Raw genomic sequence first — 25,100 nt, 5'->3', positions numbered from 1 at the left:
CGCGCGGACACGACCCGTGCGGCTGCGATGATGTTGACACGTCGGGCAAAACACGGCCGAGCTCGACCGGGATACGGCGCGGCCTCCCGGCTCATCACGACCGTCTCTGGACTACTAGATCGCCCGGTCAAAGCCGGGCGATGACACTGCGTGCGTAGCTAACAGCCGTTACGACTCGATCTTCACATACTCGAAATCGCCGGGCTTGTTGTCGATGCCGACCTTGGGCGGCGAGATCCAGGAGGCGAACTGGCCGATCTCGGTGACGGGCTGCATCAGGGAGGTGATGAAGTCGCCGTCGCTGACCGACGGCAGCCATTCGTCCTTGCGCTTGGCCCAGGTGGCGTCGTCGATCAGGATGCCGTCGGGAGTCGCGTGAACGTCCTTGAACTCGCCGATGTGGCGGTGGAAGGCGACGTTAGGCAGACTCAGCTTGAAATCATAGCCCGCGGTCGAGATCACCTTGTTCCAGCGCAGCATGCCCTTGACGCAATCCTGGCTGTAATCGTCGCGCAGGCGCATGTTGAGCGCAGTCAGCGCCGGCTCGTCGACCAGCTTGATCTCGCCGTTGATCAGCTTGAGCACCGGATAGGTCGAATTCTTGAGCTGGTGATCGTCGTCGATCTGGGTCTCGTGATAGCGGCCCTTGATGCCGGCGTTGAAGGCGTTGGCCGCATTGGTCGAGACTTCCGAGCCGAACAGGTCGAGCGACAGCGTGTAGTGCAGGTTCAGCTTCTTCTGGATGGTCGGCAGGTCGATCACCCCGAGCGCGCGCACCTTCGCGATGTCGGTGGGATCGGTGATACCGGCCGCGCGCATCGCATCGCAGGTGCGTTGCACGACACGGGTGATGCCGGTCTCGCCGACGAACATGTGGTGCGCTTCCTCGGTCAGCATGAAGCGACAGGTGCGCGACAGCGGATCGAAGCCGGACTGCGCCAGTGAGTGCAACTGCATCTTGCCGTCGCGGTCGGTGAAATAGGTGAACATGAAGAATGACAGCCAGTCCGGCGTCGCCTCGTTGAAGGCACCCAGCATGCGCGGCGCATCGGCGTCGCCGGAGCGGCGGCGCAGCAAATCGTCCGCCTCTTCGCGGCCGTCGCGGCCGAAATATTTCTGGAGCAGATAGACCATCGCCCAGAGATGACGGCCTTCCTCGACATTGACCTGGAACAGATTGCGCATGTCGTAAAGCGAGGGCGCGGTCTTGCCGAGATGGCGCTGCTGCTCGACCGAGGCCGGCTCGGTGTCGCCCTGGATCACGATCAGGCGGCGCAGCATGGCGCGGTGCTCGCCCGGCACCTCCTGCCAGGCCGGCTCGCCGTAGTGCTCCCCGAACGGCACGACGCGGTTCTCTTCCTGCGGCGCAAGGAGGATGCCCCAGCGATATTCGGGCATGCGGACGTAATCGAACTTGGCCCAGCCGCGCGGATCGACCGAGTACGCGGTGCGCAAATAGACCAGCGATTCCTGGAAACCCTCAGGCCCCATGTCGCTCCACCAATCCATGTAGCCGGGATGCCAACCTTCCAGCGCCTTCAGAACCTGGCGGTCTTCGGCAAGATTCACGTTGTTCGGAATCTTGGTCGAGTAGTCGACGTTCATGATGTTCATATTCATGGTGGACCTCCCGGTGGGGACTGACTCGTTTGAAGGAGCGAATAGCGAATGGCGAATAGCGAATGAAGTTTCCCTATTCGCTATTCGCCACTCCCTACTCGCTAGACTCGCGTCATATCGAATTTCGGCTTCTGGCCGCTGCCGTAGCGGCGCAGCGCGCCTTCCTCGCCGACGGCGTTGGGGCGCTGGAAGATCCAGTTCTGCCAGGCGGTGAGGCGGGCGAAGATCTTCGACTCCATCGTCTCGGGGCCGACGAAGCGCAGGCTCGCTTCCATGCCGGTGAGACTGTCGGGCGAGAAGCTGGCGCGCTCCTCGAGGAACACGCGGACCTCGTCGTCCCAGTCGATGTCGTCGAGCGCAAAGGTGACGAGGCCGAGCTCTTCGGCCTGCTCCGCGTCGAGCGCGGTGCCGAGAGTCGCTTCCGCGCGCTCCACATCTGACGGATCGGCCTGGAAGCGCGATTGAAGCCGCGTCAGGCCGTGGCTCATTGGATACGGGCCGAAATTCATGGCGGACAGTTCGATCGACGGCGGCGGGCGGTTGTCGCCCTCACGCGTGCCGATCAGCATGTAGGAGCGGTCGGCGGCAAACACGAGCTCGGCGAGCGTGCCGGCAAAGCAGGAGCCGGGCTCGACCAGCGTCACAAGCGTGCGCGAGGTGACGTCGATGCGCTTGAGCACGCGCTTCCAGTAGTGCCTGATCTCGTTGACCAGCCAGTGCGCCTTGTTGGCTTCGAGGAAAGCATCGCAAGCGAGCACATGGGCACGATCGCCGTGGCTCTTGAACACCAGCATGGCGATCTCGAGCTCGTTGATGCGCAAGTGAAGGATGGCGTCATCGAGCTCGCGTGCGACCTGGAGCGGCCAGAACGAGGCTCCTAGCGCCATCATGCCGTCAATGTCGGCAGGCGGCGCGGCCTCCGGCGCCTTGATCGAGATGGTGGCGATGCGGGCGGCGCGATCGATATCGACGGTGACGAAGCCGTAGCGGATGCTGTTTTCGTCGATGACGCGCTTGAGCGGCGTCAGTGCGACGCCCTTGCCGCTGCCGGTGCGCTTCGAGGCGGCCGCGAACTCCCTGGCGCGCTCGGCGATCTTGGCTTCCAATTTGGAATTCGGCGCGATCTCATCGACGAGACGCCACTGCACCGCGCGCTTGCCCTTCACGCCCTCCTCGATGGTGCAGAAAAAATCGGCGTGGTCGCGGCGCACCTTGCGCTTGTCGACCACACGCGTGAGACCACCAGTGCCGGGCAGCACCGCGAGCAGCGGCACTTCAGGCAGCGCAACGGCGGACGAGCCGTCATCGGCGAGGATGATGTGATCGGTCGCAAGCGCCAGCTCATAGCCGCCGCCGGCGGCCGAGCCGTTCACCACGGTGATGAAGCGCTGGCCGGAATTCTCCGAGGAATCCTCCATGCCGTTGCGGGTCTCGTTGGTGAACTTGCAGAAATTGACCTTGTGAGCATGGGTCGAGCCCGCCAGCATGCGGATATTGGCGCCGGCGCAGAACACGCGGTTCTTGGCCGAGCGCATCACCACGACCTTGACCTCGGGATGCTCGAAACGGAGGCGCTGGAGCGCGTCGGCAAGTTCGATGTCGACGCCAAGGTCATACGAGTTGAGCTTGAGCAGGTAGCCCTCGAACAGGCCGCCGTTCTCGTCGACATCCATGGTCAGCGTCGCAACGTCGCCTTCGACCGCGAGCTTCCAGTGCTTGTACCGGGACGGTTCGGTCTGGAAATCGATGAATGTCGCGCCGCCTGCGAGGCGCCGATCTTCCCCGGCCATGGGTCATCCCTGAGCTTGATTATGGGTTCTTGGCTTGAGCGTTAGATGCACAATAGTGCATATTTTCGGATACGTCTAGCCCTCAACAGCTATAGCATGCACTTTGTTTCATGGCAGCCACTCTCGGCCGCCATCACGCGGCGCGTCCTTGCAGGCCCTGATCTTCGCGCAGCGCCGCTCGTGCGAATTGCTCGACCGCCTCCAGCGTCGCGGCCGGCGCCTCACGATGCGGGGAATGTCCTGCGCCCGGGATGACGTTCAGATCGACCGGGCAATAGCACTCTTCCTGCGCGATCTCGACCTGACGCAGGGTGCCGTATTGGTCGTCCGCGCCTTGCAGGACCATGATGGGGACGCGGATATAGGCCAGGTATTCCGAGATGTCCCAGTCGCGAAACTTCGGATCGAGCCAGGCGCCGTTCCAGCCGTAGAAGGCGTTGTCGACATCCTTGTGCCAGCGCGCCAGCTTTACCTTCAGGTCCGTGGTCTCGAACGTCGTCTTGATCGCGGCGATGGATTTGATCGAGATGTCCTCGACGATGAAATGCGGCGCGATCAGCACGAGGCCGTTGAGGCGATGATCCTGATGCGCCCCGGCATAGATCGTCGCGATCGAGGCGCCGTCAGAATGGCCGAGCAGGAGGCCACGCTTGAACCCGATCGCATCGAGCAGCTTCGGCAGCACGTCCAGCGCCTCGCGCTGCATGTAATCGAGCGGCCGCGGCAGCGCGACCGGGCTGGACTGGCCGTAACCCGCGCGCGAATAAGCGAAGATACCGGCACCGGTCGCCTGCTGCAGCTTTTCCGGGAAGTCACCCCAGAGGCCGACAGAGCCGAGGCCTTCGTGCAGCATGACGATGGTCGGCGCGTCGGCGGCCTGCGGCGCGAGCCATTTGTATTCGAGGCTGGCGCCGTCGATGCTGAGGAAACCGGTGGGGGTGAGGTTGGTCATGATTGCGCTCTTCTCTCTCCGTCGTCATGCCCGGGCTTGACCCGGGCATCCACGCCTTTCCAAACGCGGATGCACGTAGATGGCCGGGTCAAGCCCGGCCATGACGACTTATTGCTAGTTTGCCCCTTCCCGCAGCTTGAACCGCTGGATCTTGCCCGTCGCTGTCTTCGGCAGCGAGTCCACAACGTCGATCCAGCGCGGATATTTCCATGGGCCGATCTTCTGCTTGACGTGCTCCTTGAGCGTCTCCTGCAAGTCCGTCGTTGTCGCGCCCGGCCGCAGCACGACGAAGGCCTTCGGCTTCAACAGCCCCTCCGGATCGGCCTCGGGCACCACGGCGGCTTCCAGCACGGCCGGATGCGTGATCAGCGCGCTCTCGACCTCGAAGGGTGAGACCCAGATGCCGGAGACCTTGAACATGTCGTCGGCGCGGCCGCAGAAGGTGTAGCGACCCTCGGCGTCCCTGACATATTTGTCGCCGGTGCGCGTCCACGGTCCCTCGAACGTGCGGCGGCTCTTGTGGCGCTGATTCCAGTAGCCTTCGCCGGCGGACGGCGCGTCGACCAGGAGCTCGCCGACCTCGCCGTCGGCAACGTCCTGCCCGGCCTCGTTGACGAGCCGCACCGCGTAGCCCGGCACCGGTTTGCCGGAGGAGCCGTATTTGATGTCGCCGGGCGCGTTCGAGAGAAAAATGTGCAGAAGCTCGGTCGAGCCGACGCCGTCGAGGATGTCGACGCCGAAGCGCGCCTTCCAGCTGTTGCCGACCGATTCCGGCAGCGCCTCGCCGGCGGAGGTGCAGATGCGCAACGCCTTGCCACAGCGCTCGCTTTTCATCGCCTCGTCGTTGAGCATCGCCGCGAACAGCGTCGGCACGCCGTAGAAGATCGAGGGATTGTAGCGGTTCATCAGGTCGAACATGCGGGCCGGCGTCGGACGCTCGCTGTTGAGGATGACGCTGGCGCCGACCGACATCGGGAAGGTCAGCGCATTGCCGAGACCGTAGGCGAAGAACAATTTTGCCGCTGACAGACAGACATCGCTCTCGCGAATGCCAAGCACCTGCTTCGCATAGGTGTCCGCCGTCGCCTGCAAATTCGAGTGCAGATGGCGCACGCCCTTGGGCATGCCGGTCGAGCCGGACGAGTACAGCCAGAACGCCGGCTCGTCCGGATGCGTCGCGGCAGTGGTGAACCGGTCGCTCTCGCCTGAGAGCTCCTCGGCGAGCTGCCTGTGGCCGTTCTGCTTGGCACCGGAGACCACGACATGCTCGAGATCGGGCATCCGGCCGACGACGTCCTTGATGACGGGATAGAGCGCTTCGGACACGAACAGCACGCGCGCGCGGCAGTCGGCGAGGATGTAAGCGTACTGGTCCGCGGTCAGCAGCGTGTTGAGCGGCACCGGCACGATGCCGGCGCGGATCGCGCCCAGGAACACGATCGGGAAATCGATGGTATCCAGCATGATCATCGCCACGCGCTCCTCGCGGCGGACGCCAAGCCGGCGCAGCATGTTGGCAGCGCGCCGGGTCTCGCGCGAGAGCTCGCCATAGGTGAGCCGCGAGACGGTGTCGTCGAAGGCGAGCTTGCTGGCGCGGCCTTCCTCGACGTTACGGTCGAGCAGCCAGGTCACCGCGTTGTAGGATCCCTCGCTCACGAACATCTCCCCCGAATTTAGAATTATAATTCATAGAAAGACACCACGGCGGCTTGCTGTCAATGCCAACTGGCATTATGTTTCATTAAAGCGCGCCGTAGGACTTCCTTCAAGAGGACATCCGTAAAGAAGGCTCATGACCGAAAGTCCCGACGCCGAATCCCGCTTCCTCGAACAGCTCGGCCAGCGTGTGCGCACCATGCGCGCATTGCGCGGCATGTCGCGCAAGGTGCTCGCCAAGGTATCGGGGATTTCGGAGCGCTACATCGCGCAGCTCGAAAGCGGCAAAGGCAATGTCTCCATCGTGCTGCTGCGCCGCGTCTCGGACGCGATGGGCGCGCACCTCGAAGATTTGCTTCCCTCGGCCGATCCGACGCCGGACTGGCAGATGTTTCGCGACCTCCTGCGCAAGGCGACGCCGGCGCAGATCGCACAGGCCAAGGATCTGCTCGCCGGCGGCAGCGCCTCCGCGCCACGGCGCGCACCATTCTGCGGCATCGCGCTGATTGGCCTGCGCGGCGCCGGCAAGTCCACGCTCGGCAAGATCCTGGCGAAGAAGATCGGCTGGAGTTTCGTCGAGCTCAACAAGGAAGTCGAGCAGCAGAACGGCCTCTCGGTCGCCGAGATCATCGCGCTCTACGGCCAGGAAGGCTTCCGCCGCATGGAGCAGGCGGCGCTGCAACAGCTGCTCGCGCGCAACGAGTTGATGGTGCTCGCAACCGGCGGCGGCATCGTCTCCGAGCCCCTGACCTTCGACCAGGTCCTGACCTCGTTCTACACGATCTGGCTGAAGGCCGAGCCCGAGGAGCACATGGCTCGCGTCCGCCGCCAGGGCGATCTGCGCCCGATGGCGGACGATCGCTCCGCAATGGCGGAGCTGCGCAACATCCTGCTCAGCCGCGAGCCGCTGTATTCGCGCGCGACGGCGGTGGTGGATACGGCAGGGCTTTCGGTCGATGCAGCTGCTGCACGGCTGATCGATGCGGTGCGGCCAGTGCTGCAGAACGAGGCGCGCAGCTTCGGGCTGCGGAGTGTGGCGCTGTAGAGAGATGAGTTCCACCGACGTCACCACCTCCGTGTTCGAGCGGATCGGCGGCAGCGCCACGATCGACCTTCTGGTCGATCGCTTCTACGATCGCATGGACAGGCTGCCGGAGGCGAAGGTCATCCGCGCGATGCATGCGGACGATCTCGGCCTGATCAGGGACGTCTTGAAGCGCTATCTCACCGAATGGACGGGCGGGCCGAGACTCTACACTCCGGAAAAGGGCCATCCGCGGCTGCGCCAGCGCCATATCGGCTTCGCTATCGGCGATGCCGAGCGCGACGCGTGGATGCTCTGCATGCGCGGCGCGCTGGAAGAGACGGTGACAGATAGCGCCGCGCGGCAGGATCTCGACGCGGCACTATCCGGTCTTGCCGATTGGATGCGCAACCGGAACTGATCGGGACCGTATTGCCGACATTTGGCCCGCCTACGGAAGTTGCGACGCCGCTAAAGCATGATCCGGAAAAGTGCACAGCGGTTTTCCGAAAAGATCATGCTTAAACAACACCTAAAGCGGGACGAGACGGGGCATGATTGCTGTAGCGACGGAGATGCACTCCCTCTCTCGTTTGCGGGAGAGGTGTGCGAGCCGCAGCGATCGATTCAACCTAAAGTCATTCCGCTTTAGATCGACCAGTAATGCGGATGCGGGTACGGCCGCGAGCGGTCGCCCCAGTCGAACGCGTCGCCATCGAATTCGCATGGGCCGCTGCTGAGCTCGTCCAGCGTCAGCTCGATCTGGAAAGCCTGCCGTCCTGGATCGTATTTCAGCGCGCTCCACTGGAGCGGATAATGGTGACGCATACCGAGCAGCCCGCCGGTCTTGATCACGGCATAAGTGACCGTTCCGCTCATCTTGTCCAGCATCAGTCGCTCGATCGTGCCGAGCTTTGTGCCATCGCGTCCGTAGACGGCGACATGCTCCACGCGATCACTGGGAACCATGGTGTGGCTCATGGTGTCCTCCCTGTTCTCTTGTGCTTGCGACAATTATAGCATCGTTTTCGAGGCGGCGGGAGCAACTACAGAAGCTGCGATCGCACCGCCTCCGCGCCTTCCCGCAACAACGGCAGGAAGCTGGTGATCGGTTCCTGCGCCGGCACGCGATCGTCTGGTCGACCGCTTCTACGAGCGCATCGACATGCTGCCGGAAGCGACTCTGTCTCTTGGTGCGATCCCGTCGTCCGGCTAAGCTGTGCATGACAACGGAGGCTTCTCCATGGACGCAAGCACCGCGCCGGAAGTCATCAGACGGCCCGTTCCCGCGCATATGGCGCACGTCGTCTCGTCGATCTCGTGCTACCGCGAGCGTGGGCTCGGCCTGACCAATTTTCGGCATGCCGCGCCGTTGGCCCTGCCGTTGCTCATCAATCTTGGAACCCCCTTCCGCATCGCGCTCGGACGCGCCCCCGGTCGATCGGATAGCCAGCCGAGCTTTGTGGCGGGCTTGTTTCCCGGACCGGTGCAGATCGAATCCGACGGCCGCGCCATCTGCATCCAGATCGACTTCACGCCGCTCGGCGCCTATCGGTTCTACGGCGGCGCCGTGCCCGACCTCACGGCGCGCATGGTCGATATCGGAGATTTGCTTGGCCGCGACGGCCGAGAGCTCGGCGAGAGGGTGGCGGAAGCAGAGGGGTGGCGGCAACGATTGGAGATCATCGAGACTTTCGTGCTCGAGCGTACAGTGAACGAACCCTCTCCCGCGATCGCCGCGGCGATCGGCCGTCTCTGGCGCAGCGCCGGCGCGGCGCGCATATCCGAGATCGCAACCGACATCGGCTGGAGCCGCAAGCATCTATCCCGGCGGTTTCAGAACGAGATCGGCGTTTCACCGAAGACCCTGGCGCGGATGCTGCGCTTCCACCGCGCCTGCGAATTGGCGCGCAGCGGGAGCGCGTGCGGATGGGCCGGCATCGCACTCGAAGCGGGCTTTGCCGACCAGGCGCATCTTGCCCGTGAGTTCCGGGAATTCAGCGGCGAAAGGCCGACCAGCTGGGCCGCGCGGCTGGCGCATACGGATCCCCGTCTGATGCGGGAGGCCGGCGGATAAGTCCAGGTCCCATTTCTTCAAGCCGCGGGACGACGGCTGACCTAGGGTGAGCGCGAAACCCACGGGAGACAGTCATGCCAGACTCAATCGGGAAGGAAGCGCCGCGCCTGTATCATACACTGCGCTGCAGGGATGCCGAGGCGATGATCGCCTGGCTGACGGACGTGCTTGGCTTCACCGAACGCGTAATCTACAGGCGCGAGAACATCATCGCGCATGCAGAATTGTCGTTCGGGACATCCATCCTGATGCTCGGGGCAGACCGCCCCGATGCCTATGGGAAAAGGGTGGGAGACCTCGACGGACAGAGGACCGACTCGGTGTATCTGGCCGTTGACGATCCCGACGCGCTCTACGCAAAGGTGAAGGCATCCGGAGCTCGGATCGAGATGGAATTGCACGACACCGATTACGGCAGCCGGGACTTTTCGGCGCGGGATCCCGAAGGAGGTTTGTGGAGTTTCGGCACCTACTGGCCCAAGGTCGACGAAGACCCGCTGCCGGGCTGATCGCAAGGCCGCTGCAACAGGGTCGGAGAGGGGAACCGATAGATTCGCCCCGCAGGCGTCATCAGGTCAAACGACCGAACCGGCCGCGAGCGTGCGGGCATCGGGCCAACGCGGGGCTGGGAGACCTATTGGATGGAAGTCGACGTCAAGCGCCGCCGTGGCGCGCCCTGGACTGAGAGCTGGCCCCGGTTGTTTGGACAGCGCCCCGCTGGATTTAAGTGGATTCCTGCCGGGTTATGCTGAACGCGGGGCTTTACGGTTTTGTCGTTGCGTCGGGAGGGCGTAGCCCGACCAGAGCGACGACAAAACCGTCGGCGACGGTCATGCGGCCATCACCATAGCTTGCGTGCCGAAGTAAGCCTCGTCGGGCGTGCGCCCGTCAAGGCTCGAGTGAGGGCGTCCCTGATTGTAGAAGGCCAGATACTTGGCAATTGACGCTCGCGCCTCGGACACGCTGTCGTAGGCGCGGAGATAAACTTCTTCGTATTTGACCGTGCGCCAGAGCCGCTCGACAAACACGTTGTCGCGCCAGGCGCCCTTGCCGTCCATGCTGATGGCGATCTTCGCGTCCAGCAGCACATCGGTGAACTCGAGGCTGGTGAACTGGCTGCCCTGATCCGTGTTGAAAATCTCGGGCCTGCCGTGCTTCGCCAACGCCTCCTGGACCGCTTCGACGCAGAAGGCCGCCTCCATTGTGATCGAGACGCGATGGGCCAGGACCCGTCGGCTGAACACATCGACGACCGCCGCGAGATAGACGAAGCCACGCCGCATCGGAATGTAGGTGATGTCCATTGCCCACGCATGGTCGGGCCGCTCGATCTTCAATCCGCGCAACAGGTACGGGTAGATCTTGTGACCCGGAGCCGGCTTGCTCGTGTTCGGGCGACGATAGACCGCCTCGATCCCCATGCGCTTCATCAGCGTCGCGATGTGGCGGCGACCGGCGTATACGCCCTCCCGCCGCAGCAACGATCGCAGCATACGCGCTCCCGCGAAGGGATAATCGAGATGCAGCTCATCGAGCCGACGCATCAAGGCAAGGTCCTCGGCCGAAACTGGCCGAGGTTCATAGTAGACCGTGCTGCGAGCCAGCTTCAGGACCTTCGCCTGGCGCACGATAGAAAGATCATGATCGCGGTCGATCATCGCTTTGCGCTCAGCAGGCCCGCCTTGGTGAGCGCGCCGGACAAAAAATCGTTTTCCAACGCCAGCTCGCCGATCTTGGCATGTAACGCCTTCAAATCGACCGGCGTCTCGGCCGATGTCTTGTCATGCCCAAACACGCCGGCGGCGCCTTCCAGGAGCTGGTTTTTCCAGATCGTGATCTGGTTCGGATGAACATCAAACAGTTGCGCCAGCTCCGCCAGTGTCTTGTCGCCTTTGACCGCAGCCAAAGCAACCTTCGCCTTGAATGCCGGAGAATGCGTCCGGCGGCTCTTCTTCGTCATCTTCGCTCCTGATTCGCAGCAAGAATCCTCGCCGCTGTCAGGCAGAAAATCCACTCAAGCTACTGTCCGAATTTGCGGGGCCAGCTCTTGCGCCGGTGCCGAAGGAGATCGCCGGCGAGGTGCATCGGCTGACGGCGGCGGAGTGATTTTTTGGGGCATCGTCATTCCGGAGCGATGCGATAGCATCGAACCCGGAATGACAAGTTAGCAGGGAGCAACCAAAGTGACTTTCGTCGCGCGTCACGGGCTGTGGTCGGATGGGCAGAGGGACGCAGCTCAGCGCATGCGCCGCATCGTCGAGGAGAGGAACCTCGAGGTCATCCGCCTCGCCTTCCCCGACCAGCACGGCATCTTGCGCGGCAAGACGATCGTCGCCGCCGAGGCGATCGCTTCGCTGGAGAACGGCTGCTCCATCACCACGACCATGCTCGCGAAGGACAGCTCGCACCGCACGGTATTCCCCGTGTTCACGGCAGGCGGCGGCTTCGGCATGAAGGAGATGGAGGGCGCCGCCGACGTGCTGATGGTCGCCGACCCCGCCACGTTTCGCGTCTTGCCGTGGGCCCCGGCGACGGGCTGGGTGCTGTGCGATCTCTATTTCAACGATGGCCGACCGGTGCCGTTCGCGACGCGGGGGCTGTACAAGCGCGTGCTCGATGAACTCGGCGCACGCGGTTACGACTTCGTCGCAGGGCTGGAAGTGGAATTCCACATCTTCAAGCTCGACGACCCGCATATGCGGGCAGAGGATGCCGGCCAGCCCGGCACGCCGCCCTCGGTGAGCCTGCTCAGCCACGGCTATCAATATCTCACCGAGCAGCGTTTCGATCAGATGGAGCCGGTGCTGGAGATTTTGCGGCGTGACATCGTGGCGCTCGGGCTTCCGTTGCGGTCGGTCGAGGTCGAGTTCGGGCCGAGCCAGTGCGAGTTCACCTTCGCGCCGAAGAAGGGCCTGGAAGCCGCCGACAACATGGTGCTGTTTCGCAGCGCCGTGAAGCAGATCGCGCGCCGCCACGGCTATCACGCCACCTTCATGTGCCGGCCGAAACTGCCGAACGTGTTCGCGAGCGGCTGGCACCTGCATCAGTCGATCGTCTCGCGCGCGAGCGGCGACAATTTCTTCATGGCAGAAGACGGTGGCGAGCCGCTCAGCGCGTTCGGGCGCGCTTATCTCGCCGGCCTGCTCGATCACGCCCGCGCATCGACGGTGTTCACCACCCCGACCATCAACGGCTATAAGCGCTACCGCTCCTATTCGCTGGCGCCGGACCGTGCGATCTGGGGCCGTGACAATCGCGGCGTGATGATCCGCGTGCTCGGAGGCGCCGGCGATGCCGCAACGCGCCTGGAGAACCGCATCGGCGAGCCCGCCGCCAATCCCTATCTCTACATGGCCTCGCAGATTCTCTCGGGTCTCGACGGCGTCGACCGCAAGCTCGACCCCGGCCCTTCGGCCGACACGCCCTACGAGACCAAAGCGCCGCCATTGCCGAAATCGCTGCGCGATGCGGTCGCCGCGCTGAAAGACGATCCCTTCTTCCGCGAGAAGCTCGGGGCCGAATTCGTCGACTACTACACCCACATCAAGAACGCCGAGATCGATCGCTTCCTGTCCGAGGTGACGGACTGGGAGCATCGCGAGTATTTCGAGATGTTTTGAGCCAGTCCGGCCCAATCCGGCACCGATGGCCTGCTTCAGCCAGCTCGAACCGGTGCATTGCTTCACGCTCCCGTGAGGCGACTTCTTCCGGAATGTTCCGACGACATCGCGCCATTCCGGACGAAGCCATTTTCCTCATCCCGCGAAAACCGCCGGAAAGACACGCGGCCTATACCTGAATCCATGATCAACAACGGAGTTCGGTCATGTGGGATCAATTTTTCAGCCTGATCTATCGCTTGTCCTGTCGGACCACCCTGATCGAGATCGGCGCGCATCGCCTCGCACGTTAGCCGGCCGCCGCATGCGGCCACACGGGAAGCGACCAAGACCGAAATCGCCAAGCCGAAGCGTCGGCAGTCATCGACCGAGGCGCGGGTGATCCGTGAGCTGCACCACCACAGGATCTATTGGTGATGACGAATGTCATCCAGGCGAAGGCCGGGACGCATTACCCCAAGGGGACGTTTGGCGAAGACTCCTCATCCGGCCCTGATACCGACTCCAGCCGATAGGTCACGCGGTATGGATCCTGGCCTTCACCAGGACGACACTGAGCATTCCACACCTCACCTCGCCGGTTGAAGCGCTAGATCCCCAGGTATTTGTGCTGCAGATCCGGCTCGGCCACGAGTTCGTCGGACGTGCCGCTCCACACCGTCCTGCCGCGCTCGATGATGTAGTGGCGGTCGCAGATGCGGGCGAGATGGTCGACGTTCTTGTCGACGACCAGGATCGACTGTCCCCGGCTCTTGAGCAGCGACAGGCAGCTCCAGATTTCTTCCCGGATCAGCGGCGCAAGGCCCTCGGTTGCCTCGTCCAGAATGAGAAGCTTCGGATTGGTCATCAATGCGCGGCTGATCGCGAGCATCTGCTGCTCGCCGCCGGAGAGCTGGTTGCCCATGTTGGAGGCGCGCTCGGCGAGGCGCGGAAACATCACGTAGATCGCAGCCAGCGTCCACGGATTGCTGCTACCAAAGCGGTCCGCGGCGGCGGCCACCAGATTTTCGCGCACGGTGAGGTTCGGGAAGATCTGGCGCCCCTCAGGAACAAGGCCTACGCCGAGCTTTGCAATCCTGTAGGACGGAAGCTGTCGCACCTCGGCGTCAGCGAAACGGATCGCGCCCGCGCGTGCCGGCGTCAGGCCCATGATCGAGCGGATGGTGGTGGTCTTGCCCATGCCGTTGCGGCCCATCAGCGAGACCATCTCGCCCGGCTTGATCGACAGCGACAGGCCGAACAGCACCTGGGACAGGCCGTAGCAGGTCTCGATGCCTTCGACGTCGAGCAATGTGTCAGCCATGATGCGTCACCACATGCTGATCGCCGAGATAGGCGCGCCTGACGTCCTCGTTCTGGCGGATCGCGGCCGGATCGCCGGAGGCGATGACGCGGCCATAGACCAGCACCGAGATGCGATCGGCAAGCGCGAACACCGCCGGCATGTCGTGCTCGACCAGCACGATCGACACTTCCTTCCGCAGCTCCTGGAGCAGCTTCACCATGCGCTGGGATTCAGTGACGCCGAGGCCGGCCATCGGCTCATCCAGCAGCAGCAATTTCGGCTTGCTGGCGAGCGCGACGGCAAGCTCCAGCTCGCGCCGCTCGCCATGGCTGAGCCTGTTCACCACGACGTCGGCGCGATGCGCTAGCCCGACGCGATCGAGCGCCGCATGGGCGGCATCGCGCAGGCCCTTCTCCTTGCGCGCGTTGGCGAAGAAGCGGAACGAAGTTCCGGCATGCGCCTGCGCCGCCAGCGCGACATTGTCGGCGGCGGTGAAGTCAAGCAGCAGCGAGGTGATCTGGAACGAACGCGCGAGCCCGAGCGCACAGCGGCGATAGGCCGGCAGATCGGTGATGTCGCGGCCACCGAGCAAAACGCGACCGGAATGCGGGGAGAGATGTCCGGTGAGCTGACTGATCAGCGTGGTCTTGCCGGCGCCGTTCGGGCCGATGATGGCGTGCAGCTCGCCTTCCGCGACGTCGAGCGAGACGTGATCCGTCGCGATGATGCCGCCGAAGCGACGCACCAGCTTTTCGACGCGGAGCAAGGGTTCAGCCACGGCCAGCCCTCCCCAGCGCGCCCATGATGCCGCCGCGCCCGAACAGGACGATCAGCAGCAACAGCGGACCCATGATCAGCGCCCAATATTCGGTGATCTGGGACAAGAACTCTTCCAGCAGCAGGAACACCACGGCGCCCATGACCGGGCCGAACAGCGTGCCCATGCCGCCGAGGATCACCATCACCATGAGGTCGCCGGAACGCGTCCAGTACATCACGGCCGGGCTGACGAAATCGGTGTTGTTGGCGAGCAGCGCGCCGGCAAGGCCGCACATGGTGCCGGAGATGACGAAGCAGACCAGCTGGTAGCGCTTGGCCGGGAAGCCGATCGCCTGCATGCGCTGCTCGTTGGAACGCAGGCCCTGCACGACGAGGCCGAAGCGCGAATTGACGATGCGCCAGATCAGGAAGATGACGCCGAACAGGCAGGCAAGGCAGAGATAGTAGAACTGCACGCGATTGCCGAGATCGATCAGGCCGGAGAAGTCGCTGCGCTTGTAGATGGTGAGGCCGTCATCGCCGCCGTAACGCGCCAGCCCCGAGGCGACGTAATAGGCCATCTGGGCGAAGGCAAGCGTGATCATGATGAAGTAGACGCCGCGCGTGCGCAGCGAGAGCGCGCCGATCACGAGCGCGTAAATGGCGGAGGCGGCGAGCGCGACCGGAAACTGGATGAAGCCGCTTCCCACGCCCTCCTGAGCGAGCATGCCGACCGCGTAACCGCCGATGCCGAGATAGGCGGCGTGACCAAAGCTCATCATGCCGCCAAAACCCATGATCAGGTTGAGGCTCGCAGCCGCCAGCGCCAGGATGATGATGCGGGTGAACAACGTCAGGATGAAGATGTTGCCGGAGAGCTGCGAATAGAGCGGCAGCAGCACGAGGCCCGCCAGCAAGAGGGCCGTGACGGCCTTGCTCACCGTGAAAGCCTTCATCGACGATTGGCCGGAAACAGCCCCTCCGGCCGCACCACCAGCACGATCGCCATCACGAGGTAGATCAGCATGGACGACAGCGCCGGCGCGGCGGTGGAGGCAGCGGCGCCGCTCAGCACCTGCCGCAACAGGTTCGGCAGGAAGGCGCGGCCGAGCGTGTCGATCATGCCGACGAAGATCGCGGCGAGAAACGCGCCGCGGATCGAGCCGATGCCGCCGATCACGATGATGACGAAGGCGAGGATCAGGATGTTCTCGCCCATGCCGATCTGCACGGTCAGGATCGGCGCCTGCATCAGGCCGGCAAGGCCCGCGAGCGCGGCTCCCAAACCGAACACCAGCGTATAGAGCAGCTTGATGTTGATGCCGAGCGCACCGATCATCTCGCGATTGGAGGCGCCGGCCCGGATCAGCATGCCGATGCGGGTGCGCATCACGCCGAGATAGAGCAGCAGCGCGACCAGCAAGGCCACCACGATGATGGCGAGGCGATAGGCGGGATAGTGAATGCCGGGCAGGATCGGCACCGGCACAGTGAGCCAGGCCGGCAGCGGCAGCGCAAGGCCGGCCGGGCCCCAGATCAGCCGCACGGCTTCGTTGAAGAACAGGATCAGGCCGAAGGTCGCGAGCACGTGGTCGAGATGGTCGCGGCCGTAGAGATGCCGCAGCGCGGTCACCTCCAGCACGATACCGAGCACCAGCGTGGCCCCCAGCGCCATCAGCGCGCCGAGCAGGAAGCTGCCGGTCCAGGCGGCAAAGGTCGCGGCGAAATAGGCCCCCATCATATAGAGCGAGCCGTGCGCGAGGTTGACGAGATCCATGATCCCGAACACCAGCGTCAGGCCGGCGGCGAGCAGGAACAGCAGCAGGCCAAACTGCAATCCGTTCAGGAACTGTTCGACGACAAGCAGCATCAAGACTCTTTCAGGCGCACGCAGCGTCGCGCCGATGTTCGAGCAATGTCGCCATCAGTGAAAGAGCTCCCCCTGCCTCTTCAAGGCCGAAAAATGGGTAATGGCAGTATCGTTCCGAGGCAAGAGCGATTCGACATCAAACATGCACTTTGTTGCATGCCGATGCATGCGATCGAGATCGAGATCGACCCTTGCAAGAAGGCTGCCGCGCAGGCTGGGGCAACCTGCCGCACCCAAGCGATCACCCTCTCGCCGGCGGACGGACGAGAGGGTGCAAATTTGTCGGAGTGCAGGGGAAGCCTAGTGCGACATCATCTGCCGGGGTAGATCATCGGGTTCGGCGAGCCCGCTGTTGGCCGTCGTGGCTTCGAGCGCTGCCATCCGGAACAGATAGGCGAGCGTCGCCAACCCGGCGTCTTCCGCCATCTGCGCGAGCTCGAGCGCCATATCGGACATGTAGCCGAGATTTTCGTCCTTCGTTTGCGCCATGATCTGGCTGTCCCGCATCATGTTCGACATCTCAGGCGCTCTTTCGTTGTGCGGCAGCGAAGCCGCAGAGGTTGGCACGGGCGACGGCATCCAGTCGCGGGCCGTCTTGCTGCACGACGGAAGCCATGCCGATTCGATCATGCAGGGCATCGAGAGTCTCGCGGCGAATGTCGATGGTCGCCGCCATGGTCCATGCGTTCTCCACCAGGGCCGGCAGGCCGAGCGGCGTGACGACGAACCCGGCCTCGTGGAAGCGCGGCAGCCACCACGTCTCCATGATCGCGCTGACCTGCGCGATTCCCTGATCGAGGCAGAACTCCTGCACCGCCACCATCAGTTGCAGGTTGAGCGCGCCGTCGCGGCGATCGCGCACGACGAAGTAGCGCGACCATTCCCAGACCAGCGGATCGGCCGGGCAGCCGCGGACCGCCGCCAGATGCGGGAACACCTCGCTCATCATCGAAGGCTTGGTGGTTGGGTAGAGCCGATGACCACCGACGACGCGGCGCTCTTCCAGCGCCAGCAGATAGATGGTGTCCTCGTCATCATAGGAATCGATCTCGCGGCCATCCGGCCTGCGCAGCGTCTCCCAGCGCCGCTCCTCGACGAAAATGTCGTGACGCAGCCGGAAGTGCTGCTCGATCACGTCTTCATAAAGGTGGCGATTTACCGCGGAAATTGCGTGAATCATGAAAACCCCCATTCAACATCAATGGAGGCAGACTCTGCGAAAAGGCGCGGATTCGGTATTGGAAATTTCCCAGTACAGCGCTCAGGGATTGATGATCTTGTTCCGAATTGCCAGCGCCACCGCATGCGTACGGTTGACGGCGCCAAGCTTGCGCGCGGCAGTTGCAAGATGCTCTTCGGCCGTGCGCTGCGTGATGTGCAGGATCTCACCGATCTCCCAGGCCGACTTCCCCCGCGAGGCCCAGGCGATCACCTCCCGCTCGCGCGGGGTGAGGCGCGTCGACGGATGTGGCACCGGCTCGAGCAGACGCCGGATGTGATCGAAGCCATACATCGCCATCAGGTGCAGCGCCGGCTTGCTGCGGGGATTAAGGTCGAGATGGACGCCTCCAAGCGACACCGCGGCCTCATAGCCCGTGAGCCCGTGGATCGGCACGATGAAACCGCGCGACATGCGAAACTCGCTGGCGCGATTCATCACCTCGGCTGCGTTCGGCTCGAGCTCGGCATCATAGGGGGCTTCCGACCACTCGAACGGATTGACCGACTGCCGGCAGAGCCGCACCACGGGATCGTAGCGGTCGTAATTGTTCTCGGTGTAGAGGCTGAACCATCCCGCCGGCCAGCGCTTGGCAAGCACCATCTGTGCAAACCGCTGGTCGGGATTCGGCAATCCCGTCACGATGATGGTTTCGAAGCCGAAGCGACCAAAGGCCGCTTCAAGCGCATTCATGGCTTCTGGAACCTTGCGGTAGGCCTGCAGGCCTTCGATGAAGTCGAGCGCCTCCCGGCCATATTCTACGGCGGACATCGGTGCGTTTCCTGACCCTCGCCACTTCCGTATAGCACGTATCCGCGAACTGCCTCAAATGGCTGTGGCCGTAGTTTCCCGGTGCCCATCTGCCCTGAAGATTTAAACTACTTGTGGCAGAATTTACGCCGCGATACACCTAAAATGTCTTAAGCGGGAAACCAATGATGGAAGACGAGGACATCGCCCTCAACAGCGTGCTCGGCCTGGAATTGAACCGCGTGTTTTTTGCCGTCCGCGAAACGGCGAACAAGCAGAAGATCATCGAGTTCGCGCGGAAGGTGCTGCAAAGCGAGCACACGGAGGCGGCCGAGAACGTATCGCCCGAGGGCCCGGCGAGCTAGCCATCGCAGTTGCAACAAACGACGCCGATGCAACAGATCGCGCGACGCGGCCCTTCCATTTGAACGTGCATACCCAATCGAAACACTCAGACCGGGAAGTTCTTCGCCTTCTCCTGCTGGAGAAGATCGAAGCACCTAGCCGCGCCCTCGTGCCCCGGACGCGGCGCAGCGTCTCTTCGACGATGCGCTGCAGAGCCGGGACACGAGAGCGACTGGCCTCTTCCCGCCACATCGACACACACTTGCCGCTGGATGACATCACGGCTCTCGTGAGATGATCGCCGCCTCGATCGTCTCTCGGATGCCAAGGCCATGATGACGTTACGCCAGGTTGAAGTGATCCGTGCCGTGATGGTGACGGGCACCATCGGCGGTGCGGCGAAGCTGCTCAACGTGTCGGCGCCGGGGATCAGCCGTCTGGTCAAATACACCGAACGCTCGCTCGGCATCCGCTTCTTCCAGCGCCAGAACGGGCGCTACTTCCCGACGCCGGAAGCCGAGAACATCTTCGAGCAGATCAACGGGGTCTACAAGAAGGTCGACGATCTCTCCGAGATCATCTCCAAGATCGGCCGCGGCGGCCTGTCGGAGTTGCGCATCGGCTCGGTGCCGAGCATCTCGCAGGTGATGGTGCCGCGCGCGATCGAGCGCGTCCGCCGCCGCTATCCCGATCTCGGCATCGACATCAACATCCTCAAGCTCGAGGAAGCCATCGACTATCTTCTGCTCGGCCGCGGCGAGTGCGTCGCGATGAGTTACCGGCTGGAGCATTCCGGGCTCAACTTCATGCCACTTGCCTCGGGCGAGCTCTATTGCATCGTGCCGCCGGGTCACGAGCTCGCCGGCCGCAAGCAGGTCTCGGCCGCCGAGATCACCCGCTATCCGCTGATCGGCATCGACCCGAACGATCCCTACGGGCGGATCATGGCCGAGATCTTTGCGCGCAACCGGCTCGACTACAACATCACCATCCGCGCGCGCTTCGGCACCACGGTCTGCGCGCTAGTGAAGGCGGGGCTCGGCATCGCCATCATCGACCAGTTCACGGTGGCCCATGGCGGCTATCCGGGGATCGCTGTTGAAGATCACCGAGCCGACACGGTTCGACACCTATGTCGCAGTGAAGCGCGGCGCGCCGCTATCGCTGCATGCCGAGTATTTCATCGAGTCCCTGCGCACGGAGATGCGCGCGGTCGAGCCGTCCCGCGGCAACGGCAGGACCGTTTCGGCACGGGGCCGGAAGAAATAACATGATGTTAGGTTTGCCGGATAAAAGGGTAATTGTGTTAGGCGGAGGAAAGGCTATCGTCGCAGCTGGAATTGCGCGGTTTTCCCCGCTAATGGCCGGGACCGGACGCTCCCAACGAGACGATGGCGAACCATGTCGAAGCGCGGATACGCCGCCAGCAAGAAGCTTCTCACCGGCCTGATCGGCGCGCCGATCGCGCATTCCGCGTCCCCCGCCATGCATGAGCGCGCCGCCGAGGCGCTTGGCCTGCGCGGTCACTACCAGCTCATCGAGGTCGCCGGCGCCGACGCGGCCGGGCTCCGCATGATGCTCGAAGGCGTGCGGCGGCTCGGCTTCGCCGGCGTCAATGTCACCTACCCCTACAAGGAGGCCGTGGTCCCGCTGCTCGACGCGCTGGCGCCGGGCCCAGCCAGCATGGGCGCGGTCAACACCGTCGTCGTCGGAGATGGCCGGCTGACCGGCCACAACACCGACACCACGGGTTTCGCCCGGGCGGTGGCGCCGCTGCTTGCGCCGTCCGGAAATGCCGTCGCGGTGATTGGCGCCGGCGGCGTTGGCAAGGCCATCGCGTTCGCACTGGCGAGCCTGAAAGTCGCCGACATCCGCATTTTCGACAGCGAGCCGGCGCGCGCTGAGAAACTCGCTGGGCTGCTCGCCGGGCAAGGCGGCGCGAGGGTGGCTGGAAGCGTCGAGGATGCGCTCGTTGGCGCGACCGGTCTCGTCAACGGCACGCCAGTCGGCATGCTGCCGAGCCGTGACACGCCGGTACCGGCGGCGCTGCTCAGGGCGGACCTGTGGGTCGCCGACGCCGTCTATTCGCCGCTGATCACGCCGCTGCTTGCTGCAGCGCGAGAGAAAGGCGCCCGGATCATGACCGGGCGCGAGCTCGCAATCTACCAGGCTGCGGACGCCTTCGAACTGTTCACCGGCCTTGCCCCATCGACCGAAGTCATGGGAGAGGCTTTTGATGCCGTGATGGCTGCGCGCAGCGCCGCCTATCAGGTAGCTTGAGGCAAAGCGGCCGGACACAAGGCCGCTTGCAAAATTCGAAACGGGAGGAGAGGACGATGAAATCAACGCTATTGGTGGGCGCGCTGTTCACCATCATGACCGCAACGAGCGCCCACGCCCAGGCGATCAAGCTCGCCAACGTCGCCGAGCTGTCCGGCGGCGGCGCCACCGTCGGAACCAACTGGAAGAACGGCATCGACCTCGCGATCGAGGAGATCAACGCCAAGGGCGGCGTGCTCGGCCGCAAGCTGGAGGTCACCCACGCCGACTCGCAGTCCAACCCCGGCGTCGCCCGCGCGCAGGTGCAGAAGGCGCTCGACGCCGAGCCCTATGTGCTGCTCGGGCCCGGCTATTCCGGCTCGGTGAAGGTCACCGCGCCGCTCGCCGCCGAGGCCGGCATCGCGCAGATCATGGGTGGCGAGGCCGCCGAGCTGACGCAACAAGGCAACAAGTACCTGTTCCGCACTTCGTTCGGCCAGCAATCCTCGATGCCGAAGGTCGCGAAATACATCCACGACGAGATGAAGGCGAAGTCGGTGGCCGTGGTCTGGGTCAACAACGATTTTGGCCGCGGCGGCCGCGACGTCGTCGTCAAGGAGCTCGACCGGCTCGGCTCCAAAGTGGTGGCCGATCTCTCGACCGAGGCGGGCCAGGCCGATTTCGCGGCCGACGTCGGCAAGATCAAGGCCGCCAACCCGGACGCCGTGTTCGTGTATCTCAACGAAGAAGAGAGCGCGCGCATCCTCAAGGAGCTGAAGCGGCAGGGCGTCACTGTGCCGCTGATGGGCGAGACCACGCTGATCGGCCAGAAGGTGATCGATCTCGCCGGCGATGCCGCCAACGGCGCCCGTGGCCATGTCGGCCTCACCACGGATGCCCCGGTCGATCTGATCAAGGCGTTCCGCGAGAAATTCTCCAAGAAGTACAATTACGTGCCGGACCACAACGGCCTGAAGGGCTATCTCGCCGTCTATATGGTGAAGGCCACCACCGAGAAGATGGGCAAGATCGACCCCAAGAAGTTCGCCGATACGCTGCACGGCCTGACCATCAAGGCCGCGGACGAGCCGGGCATCCTGATGGACGTCACCTTCAGCGATACCGGCGACATCGACCGTCAGAGCTTTCTGGTCGAGGTCGTGGAAGGCAAGCAGGTCGTGAAGCAGGTGCTGCCGAAGGTGAAATGAGGTTCTTCGCCTCTCCCCGCTTGCGGGGAAAGCGAGAGGAAAGAGGGAACAATGTCCAACCTGTTCGATCTTCTGGTCGCGGGACTTGCCACTGGCGCGATCTACGCGCTGGTCGCGGTCGGCTTCACGCTATTGTGGCAGACCTCGCAGACCATCAATTTCGCGCAAGGCGAGTTCGTGATGCTGCCGGCGTTCCTGATGCTGGCGGCGATGCATGTGGGCGCGCCGTTCTGGCTCGCCATCATCCTCGGAATCCTGCTCTCGATGATCCTGCTCGGCCTCGCCTTCAAGCTGCTTCTGGTCGACCCGATGATGCGCCATGGCGTGCTGCCGCTGGCGATTGCAACGATGGCGCTCGCGATCGGCATCAAGGAGGCCGTCAAGCAGTTCTACAGCGCGGAAGCCTCGCCCTTCCCCTCGATCGTGCCGACCGGCGACATCTCCATCCTCGGCCACGCCGTCTCGCTGCAGAGCATCGGCGTGCTCGTCGTCGCCATCCTCGCCGTGCTTGGACTGACGACGCTGCTCAACCGCACCTCGCTCGGGCACCAGATGCAGGCTGCGGCGCAGAACCCGACGGTGGCGCGCATCATCGGCGTCCCGGTCGAGCGCATGATCCTGTTGACCTTCCTGATCAACGCCTTCCTGGTCGCGCTGGCTTCGCTCTTGATCACGCCGATTTACCTCGCAAAATTCTCCTCCGGCGAGGTCCTGGGCCAGGCCGCCTTCATCGCCGCGATCGTCGGCGGCTTCAACCAGGTACGCGGCGCGATCGCCGGCGGCCTCCTGATCGGCGTGCTCGACAATCTCGCGGCCGCCTACGTCTCGACCCAGTATCGCGCCGCCGTGCCGATGCTCTTCCTGATCATCGTCATCCTGTTACGGCCGCAGGGCTTGCTTGGCCGCGCCGAGGAGCGCACCGTATGAGCGGCTTCGCCAAACCCCTGAAGATCGCGCTTGGCCTTGCCGTCATCGCCGGCCTGATCATCGTCCCCATGAACTTCAACCGCTACGGCCTGTTCATCCTCAGCCAATGGGCGGTGATGAGCATCGCCGCGATGGGCCTCAACCTCACGCTCGGCTATGCCGGCCAGGTCTCGCTGACGCAGGGCGCCTTCGTCGGCATCGGCGCCTATGCGGCGGCGATCATGACGACGCATGGTTGGCCCCTGCCGGCGGCGATCGTGGTCGCGATCGTCCTCAGCTTCGCGGTCGGCTGGGTGCTCGGCTATCCAGCGCTGCGCGTGCAGCACCACTACCTCGCCTTCGTCACGCTCGCCTTCTCGACCTTGGCCTTCCTGGTATTCCGCAACGAGAGCTGGCTCACCGGCGGCATCTACGGCATTTCCAACATTCCGCGGCCGCACGTTCTCGGGTTCGCGACCAACAAGCCGCTGCCTTTCTACTATGTCTGCCTCGGCTCGCTCGCGATCGTGTCGCTCGCGGTGTGGTGGCTGATCCGCTCGCCGTGGGGCCGCGCCTTCATGGCACTGCGCGAGAATCCGCTACGCGCGCAATCGCTTGGCATCGACACACGGCGCTACACGCTGATGGCGTTCGCGATCGGCTCGGCGCTCGGCGGCGTCGCCGGTGCGCTCTATGCGCCGCTGACGCAATATATCGACCCTGTTCCGTTCAACCTGTCGCTCTCGCTCGACCTGCTGATGATGGTGATCGTCGGCGGCGCCGAGTTCTATTTCGGCCCCTTCCTCGGCGCCATGATCGCGGTGCTGCTGCCGGAATGGCTGCGCTTCACCGAAGGCTATTATCTGATGCTTTACGCCGTCGCCGTGATACTGCTGCTGATCTGGTCGCCGACGGGCATTCTGGGAATCCTCGACCGCTATCTCGCCGAACGCCGTACCAAGGCGGCCTCCGCGCTGCGCGCCGTCGCGAAATCCCGCCTGGAGACGGCGCAATGAGTGCGGTCCTCGAAGTCACCGATATCAAGAAGAACTTCGGCGGCATCAGCGCCGTCGGCGGCGTCTCGTTCGACGTGCGCGAGGGCGAGATCCTCGGCCTGATCGGCCCGAACGGCTGCGGCAAGTCGACCCTGTTCAACTGCATCCTCGGCCAGCTCACCCCGAGCGGCGGCGAAGTGAAGCTTGACGGGCGGGTCGTCACCGGCCTGCGTCCGTCCGAGCTCAACAAGCTCGGGGTGAGCCGCACCTTCCAGCTGCTGCAGGTGTTCCCAAAGCTCTCGGTGCGCGAGAACCTGATCCTCGCCGGGCAGGAGCACCAGGGCAACATGGCCTCGCGCCTGGTCGGCCGCTCCGATGCTGGTCTGACCGACGCCGCCAACCAGATGATCGGCTTCTTCAAGCTCGATCATCTCGCCGACGAGCCGGCCGGTGGACTCTCCTATGGCCAGCAGAAGCTGCTCGATGCCGCCATGGCCTTCATGGGCGGACCACGCCTGGTGCTGCTCGACGAGCCCGCCGGCGGCGTCAACCCGTCGATGCTGGCGGATCTCAAGGACCGGCTGGTCGCGATCAATCGCGAGAAGAAGGCCACCTTCGTCGTGATCGAGCATAACATGGAGTTCGTGATGTCGCTGTGCTCGCGCGTGATGGTGATGGCGGAGGGCAAAGTGCTGGCGACGGGCCGGCCGGACGAGGTGCGCAAGAACCCCGCCGTGATCGACGCCTATCTCGGACATTAGGAGA

At 63.9% G+C, this 25,100-nt stretch carries 24 protein-coding genes and 1 pseudogene; 12 read left to right on the top strand and 13 right to left on the bottom strand.

All coding sequences use genetic code 11. From position 1 onward, the window contains the following. Positions 1 to 168: 168 nt before the first annotated feature. The 4 genes from boxB to ABIF91_RS18375 all read right to left on the bottom strand — a co-directional run bounded on the left by boxB (position 169) and on the right by ABIF91_RS18375 (position 6,018). Positions 169 to 1,620, bottom strand: a complete 1,452-nt coding sequence (gene boxB, locus ABIF91_RS18390; RefSeq protein ID WP_028179030.1) for a benzoyl-CoA 2,3-epoxidase subunit BoxB — start codon at positions 1,618 to 1,620, stop codon at positions 169 to 171. A gap of 101 nt (positions 1,621 to 1,721) precedes the next feature. Then, positions 1,722 to 3,410: a 2,3-epoxybenzoyl-CoA dihydrolase gene (gene boxC / locus ABIF91_RS18385; protein ID WP_028179031.1), complete on the bottom strand. Its 1,689-nt coding sequence runs from the start codon at positions 3,408 to 3,410 to the stop codon at positions 1,722 to 1,724. A gap of 133 nt (positions 3,411 to 3,543) precedes the next feature. Next, a complete protein-coding gene (locus ABIF91_RS18380) occupies positions 3,544 to 4,362 on the bottom strand; it encodes an alpha/beta fold hydrolase (protein WP_028179032.1) in 819 nt (272 codons plus the stop codon). A 114-nt stretch (positions 4,363 to 4,476) separates the two neighbouring features. Continuing rightward, positions 4,477 to 6,018: a benzoate-CoA ligase family protein gene (locus ABIF91_RS18375; RefSeq protein WP_028179033.1), complete on the bottom strand. Its 1,542-nt coding sequence runs from the start codon at positions 6,016 to 6,018 to the stop codon at positions 4,477 to 4,479. Positions 6,019 to 6,154: 136 nt separating this feature from the next. Between ABIF91_RS18375 and ABIF91_RS18370 the strand changes: the two genes are divergently transcribed. Then, on the top strand, positions 6,155 to 7,063 hold the full coding sequence (locus ABIF91_RS18370; protein ID WP_028179034.1) for a helix-turn-helix transcriptional regulator: 909 nt from the start codon (positions 6,155 to 6,157) through the stop codon (positions 7,061 to 7,063). Between the two features lie 4 nt (positions 7,064 to 7,067). Then, positions 7,068 to 7,463 (top strand): group II truncated hemoglobin, encoded by a 396-nt coding sequence (locus ABIF91_RS18365; RefSeq protein ID WP_028179035.1) that lies wholly within the window; start codon positions 7,068 to 7,070, stop codon positions 7,461 to 7,463. 227 nt (positions 7,464 to 7,690) lie between these two features. On the opposite strand, the gene ABIF91_RS18360 is transcribed toward ABIF91_RS18365, so the two are convergent. Continuing rightward, on the bottom strand, positions 7,691 to 8,023 hold the full coding sequence (locus ABIF91_RS18360; RefSeq protein ID WP_050995231.1) for a PRC-barrel domain-containing protein: 333 nt from the start codon (positions 8,021 to 8,023) through the stop codon (positions 7,691 to 7,693). A 262-nt stretch (positions 8,024 to 8,285) separates the two neighbouring features. Between ABIF91_RS18360 and ABIF91_RS18355 the strand changes: the two genes are divergently transcribed. Together ABIF91_RS18355 and ABIF91_RS18350 are read left to right on the top strand one after the other, a co-directional pair. Beyond that, positions 8,286 to 9,119: a helix-turn-helix domain-containing protein gene (locus tag ABIF91_RS18355; RefSeq protein ID WP_028182384.1), complete on the top strand. Its 834-nt coding sequence runs from the start codon at positions 8,286 to 8,288 to the stop codon at positions 9,117 to 9,119. 74 nt (positions 9,120 to 9,193) lie between these two features. Next, entirely contained in the window at positions 9,194 to 9,628 is a 435-nt protein-coding gene (locus ABIF91_RS18350) for a VOC family protein (protein WP_028182385.1), read from the top strand. Between the two features lie 321 nt (positions 9,629 to 9,949). Here ABIF91_RS18350 and ABIF91_RS18345 read toward each other — a convergent pair. Next, positions 9,950 to 11,079, bottom strand: a protein-coding gene (locus ABIF91_RS18345) for an IS3-like element ISRj2 family transposase (RefSeq protein ID WP_129557670.1) whose coding sequence is annotated in 2 segments (ribosomal slippage) — positions 9,950 to 10,827 and positions 10,827 to 11,079 — 1,131 coding nt in all. Because the reading frame shifts where the segments join, the coding sequence is not laid out codon by codon here. Between the two features lie 223 nt (positions 11,080 to 11,302). On the opposite strand from ABIF91_RS18345, the gene ABIF91_RS18340 reads away from it, so the two are divergent. After that, entirely contained in the window at positions 11,303 to 12,739 is a 1,437-nt protein-coding gene (locus ABIF91_RS18340; protein ID WP_028179509.1) for a glutamine synthetase family protein, read from the top strand. 589 nt (positions 12,740 to 13,328) lie between these two features. Here the strand turns inward: ABIF91_RS18340 and ABIF91_RS18335 are convergent. The 7 genes from ABIF91_RS18335 to ABIF91_RS18305 form a co-directional block, all read right to left on the bottom strand. After that, entirely contained in the window at positions 13,329 to 14,042 is a 714-nt protein-coding gene (locus ABIF91_RS18335; protein WP_028179510.1) for an ABC transporter ATP-binding protein, read from the bottom strand. Continuing rightward, positions 14,035 to 14,802, bottom strand: a complete 768-nt coding sequence (locus tag ABIF91_RS18330) for an ABC transporter ATP-binding protein (protein WP_028179511.1) — start codon at positions 14,800 to 14,802, stop codon at positions 14,035 to 14,037. The genes ABIF91_RS18335 and ABIF91_RS18330 overlap by 8 nt, the downstream gene beginning before the upstream one ends. After that, complete coding sequence (locus tag ABIF91_RS18325) at positions 14,795 to 15,739, bottom strand: branched-chain amino acid ABC transporter permease (protein ID WP_028179512.1); 945 nt, start codon at positions 15,737 to 15,739, stop codon at positions 14,795 to 14,797. The genes ABIF91_RS18330 and ABIF91_RS18325 overlap by 8 nt, the downstream gene beginning before the upstream one ends. Next, positions 15,736 to 16,653 (bottom strand): branched-chain amino acid ABC transporter permease, encoded by a 918-nt coding sequence (locus tag ABIF91_RS18320; RefSeq protein WP_028179513.1) that lies wholly within the window; start codon positions 16,651 to 16,653, stop codon positions 15,736 to 15,738. The genes ABIF91_RS18325 and ABIF91_RS18320 overlap by 4 nt, the downstream gene beginning before the upstream one ends. Positions 16,654 to 16,953: 300 nt before the next feature. Beyond that, positions 16,954 to 17,172 carry a hypothetical protein gene (locus tag ABIF91_RS18315; protein ID WP_028179514.1) on the bottom strand — a complete coding sequence of 73 codons (219 nt, stop codon included), beginning with the start codon at positions 17,170 to 17,172 and terminating at the stop codon, positions 16,954 to 16,956. Between the two features lies 1 nt (position 17,173). Next, complete coding sequence (locus ABIF91_RS18310; protein ID WP_028179515.1) at positions 17,174 to 17,833, bottom strand: acyl-homoserine-lactone synthase; 660 nt, start codon at positions 17,831 to 17,833, stop codon at positions 17,174 to 17,176. Between the two features lie 81 nt (positions 17,834 to 17,914). After that, the gene (locus ABIF91_RS18305) at positions 17,915 to 18,643 is read right to left on the bottom strand and encodes a helix-turn-helix transcriptional regulator (RefSeq protein ID WP_028179516.1); all 729 of its coding nucleotides are present in this window, start codon (positions 18,641 to 18,643) and stop codon (positions 17,915 to 17,917) included. Positions 18,644 to 18,810: 167 nt separating this feature from the next. On the opposite strand from ABIF91_RS18305, the gene ABIF91_RS18300 reads away from it, so the two are divergent. From ABIF91_RS18300 to ABIF91_RS18270, 7 genes and pseudogenes are all read left to right on the top strand, one after another. Further along, the gene (locus ABIF91_RS18300; protein ID WP_035679652.1) at positions 18,811 to 18,987 is read left to right on the top strand and encodes a hypothetical protein; all 177 of its coding nucleotides are present in this window, start codon (positions 18,811 to 18,813) and stop codon (positions 18,985 to 18,987) included. Between the two features lie 312 nt (positions 18,988 to 19,299). Then, positions 19,300 to 20,236: pseudogene (locus ABIF91_RS18295) on the top strand (LysR family transcriptional regulator). Positions 20,237 to 20,368: 132 nt separating this feature from the next. After that, positions 20,369 to 21,247, top strand: a complete 879-nt coding sequence (locus tag ABIF91_RS18290; RefSeq protein WP_028179517.1) for a shikimate dehydrogenase — start codon at positions 20,369 to 20,371, stop codon at positions 21,245 to 21,247. 56 nt (positions 21,248 to 21,303) lie between these two features. Continuing rightward, positions 21,304 to 22,434: an ABC transporter substrate-binding protein gene (locus ABIF91_RS18285; RefSeq protein WP_028179518.1), complete on the top strand. Its 1,131-nt coding sequence runs from the start codon at positions 21,304 to 21,306 to the stop codon at positions 22,432 to 22,434. Between the two features lie 51 nt (positions 22,435 to 22,485). After that, positions 22,486 to 23,361 carry a branched-chain amino acid ABC transporter permease gene (locus ABIF91_RS18280; RefSeq protein ID WP_028179519.1) on the top strand — a complete coding sequence of 292 codons (876 nt, stop codon included), beginning with the start codon at positions 22,486 to 22,488 and terminating at the stop codon, positions 23,359 to 23,361. After that, positions 23,358 to 24,356 carry a branched-chain amino acid ABC transporter permease gene (locus ABIF91_RS18275; protein WP_424579295.1) on the top strand — a complete coding sequence of 333 codons (999 nt, stop codon included), beginning with the start codon at positions 23,358 to 23,360 and terminating at the stop codon, positions 24,354 to 24,356. Before ABIF91_RS18280 ends, ABIF91_RS18275 begins: the two co-directional genes overlap by 4 nt. Further along, positions 24,353 to 25,096, top strand: coding sequence for an ABC transporter ATP-binding protein (locus ABIF91_RS18270; RefSeq protein ID WP_028179521.1), 744 nt, complete (start codon positions 24,353 to 24,355; stop codon positions 25,094 to 25,096). The genes ABIF91_RS18275 and ABIF91_RS18270 overlap by 4 nt, the downstream gene beginning before the upstream one ends. Positions 25,097 to 25,100: the final 4 nt, after the last annotated feature.

Source organism: Bradyrhizobium sp. USDA 241, from assembly GCF_049739505.1.
Classification (GTDB): Bacteria; Pseudomonadota; Alphaproteobacteria; order Rhizobiales; family Xanthobacteraceae; genus Bradyrhizobium; species Bradyrhizobium liaoningense.
Note: the sequence above shows the minus strand (reverse complement) of the source record. Positions and strands in the feature narration are given on the sequence as shown.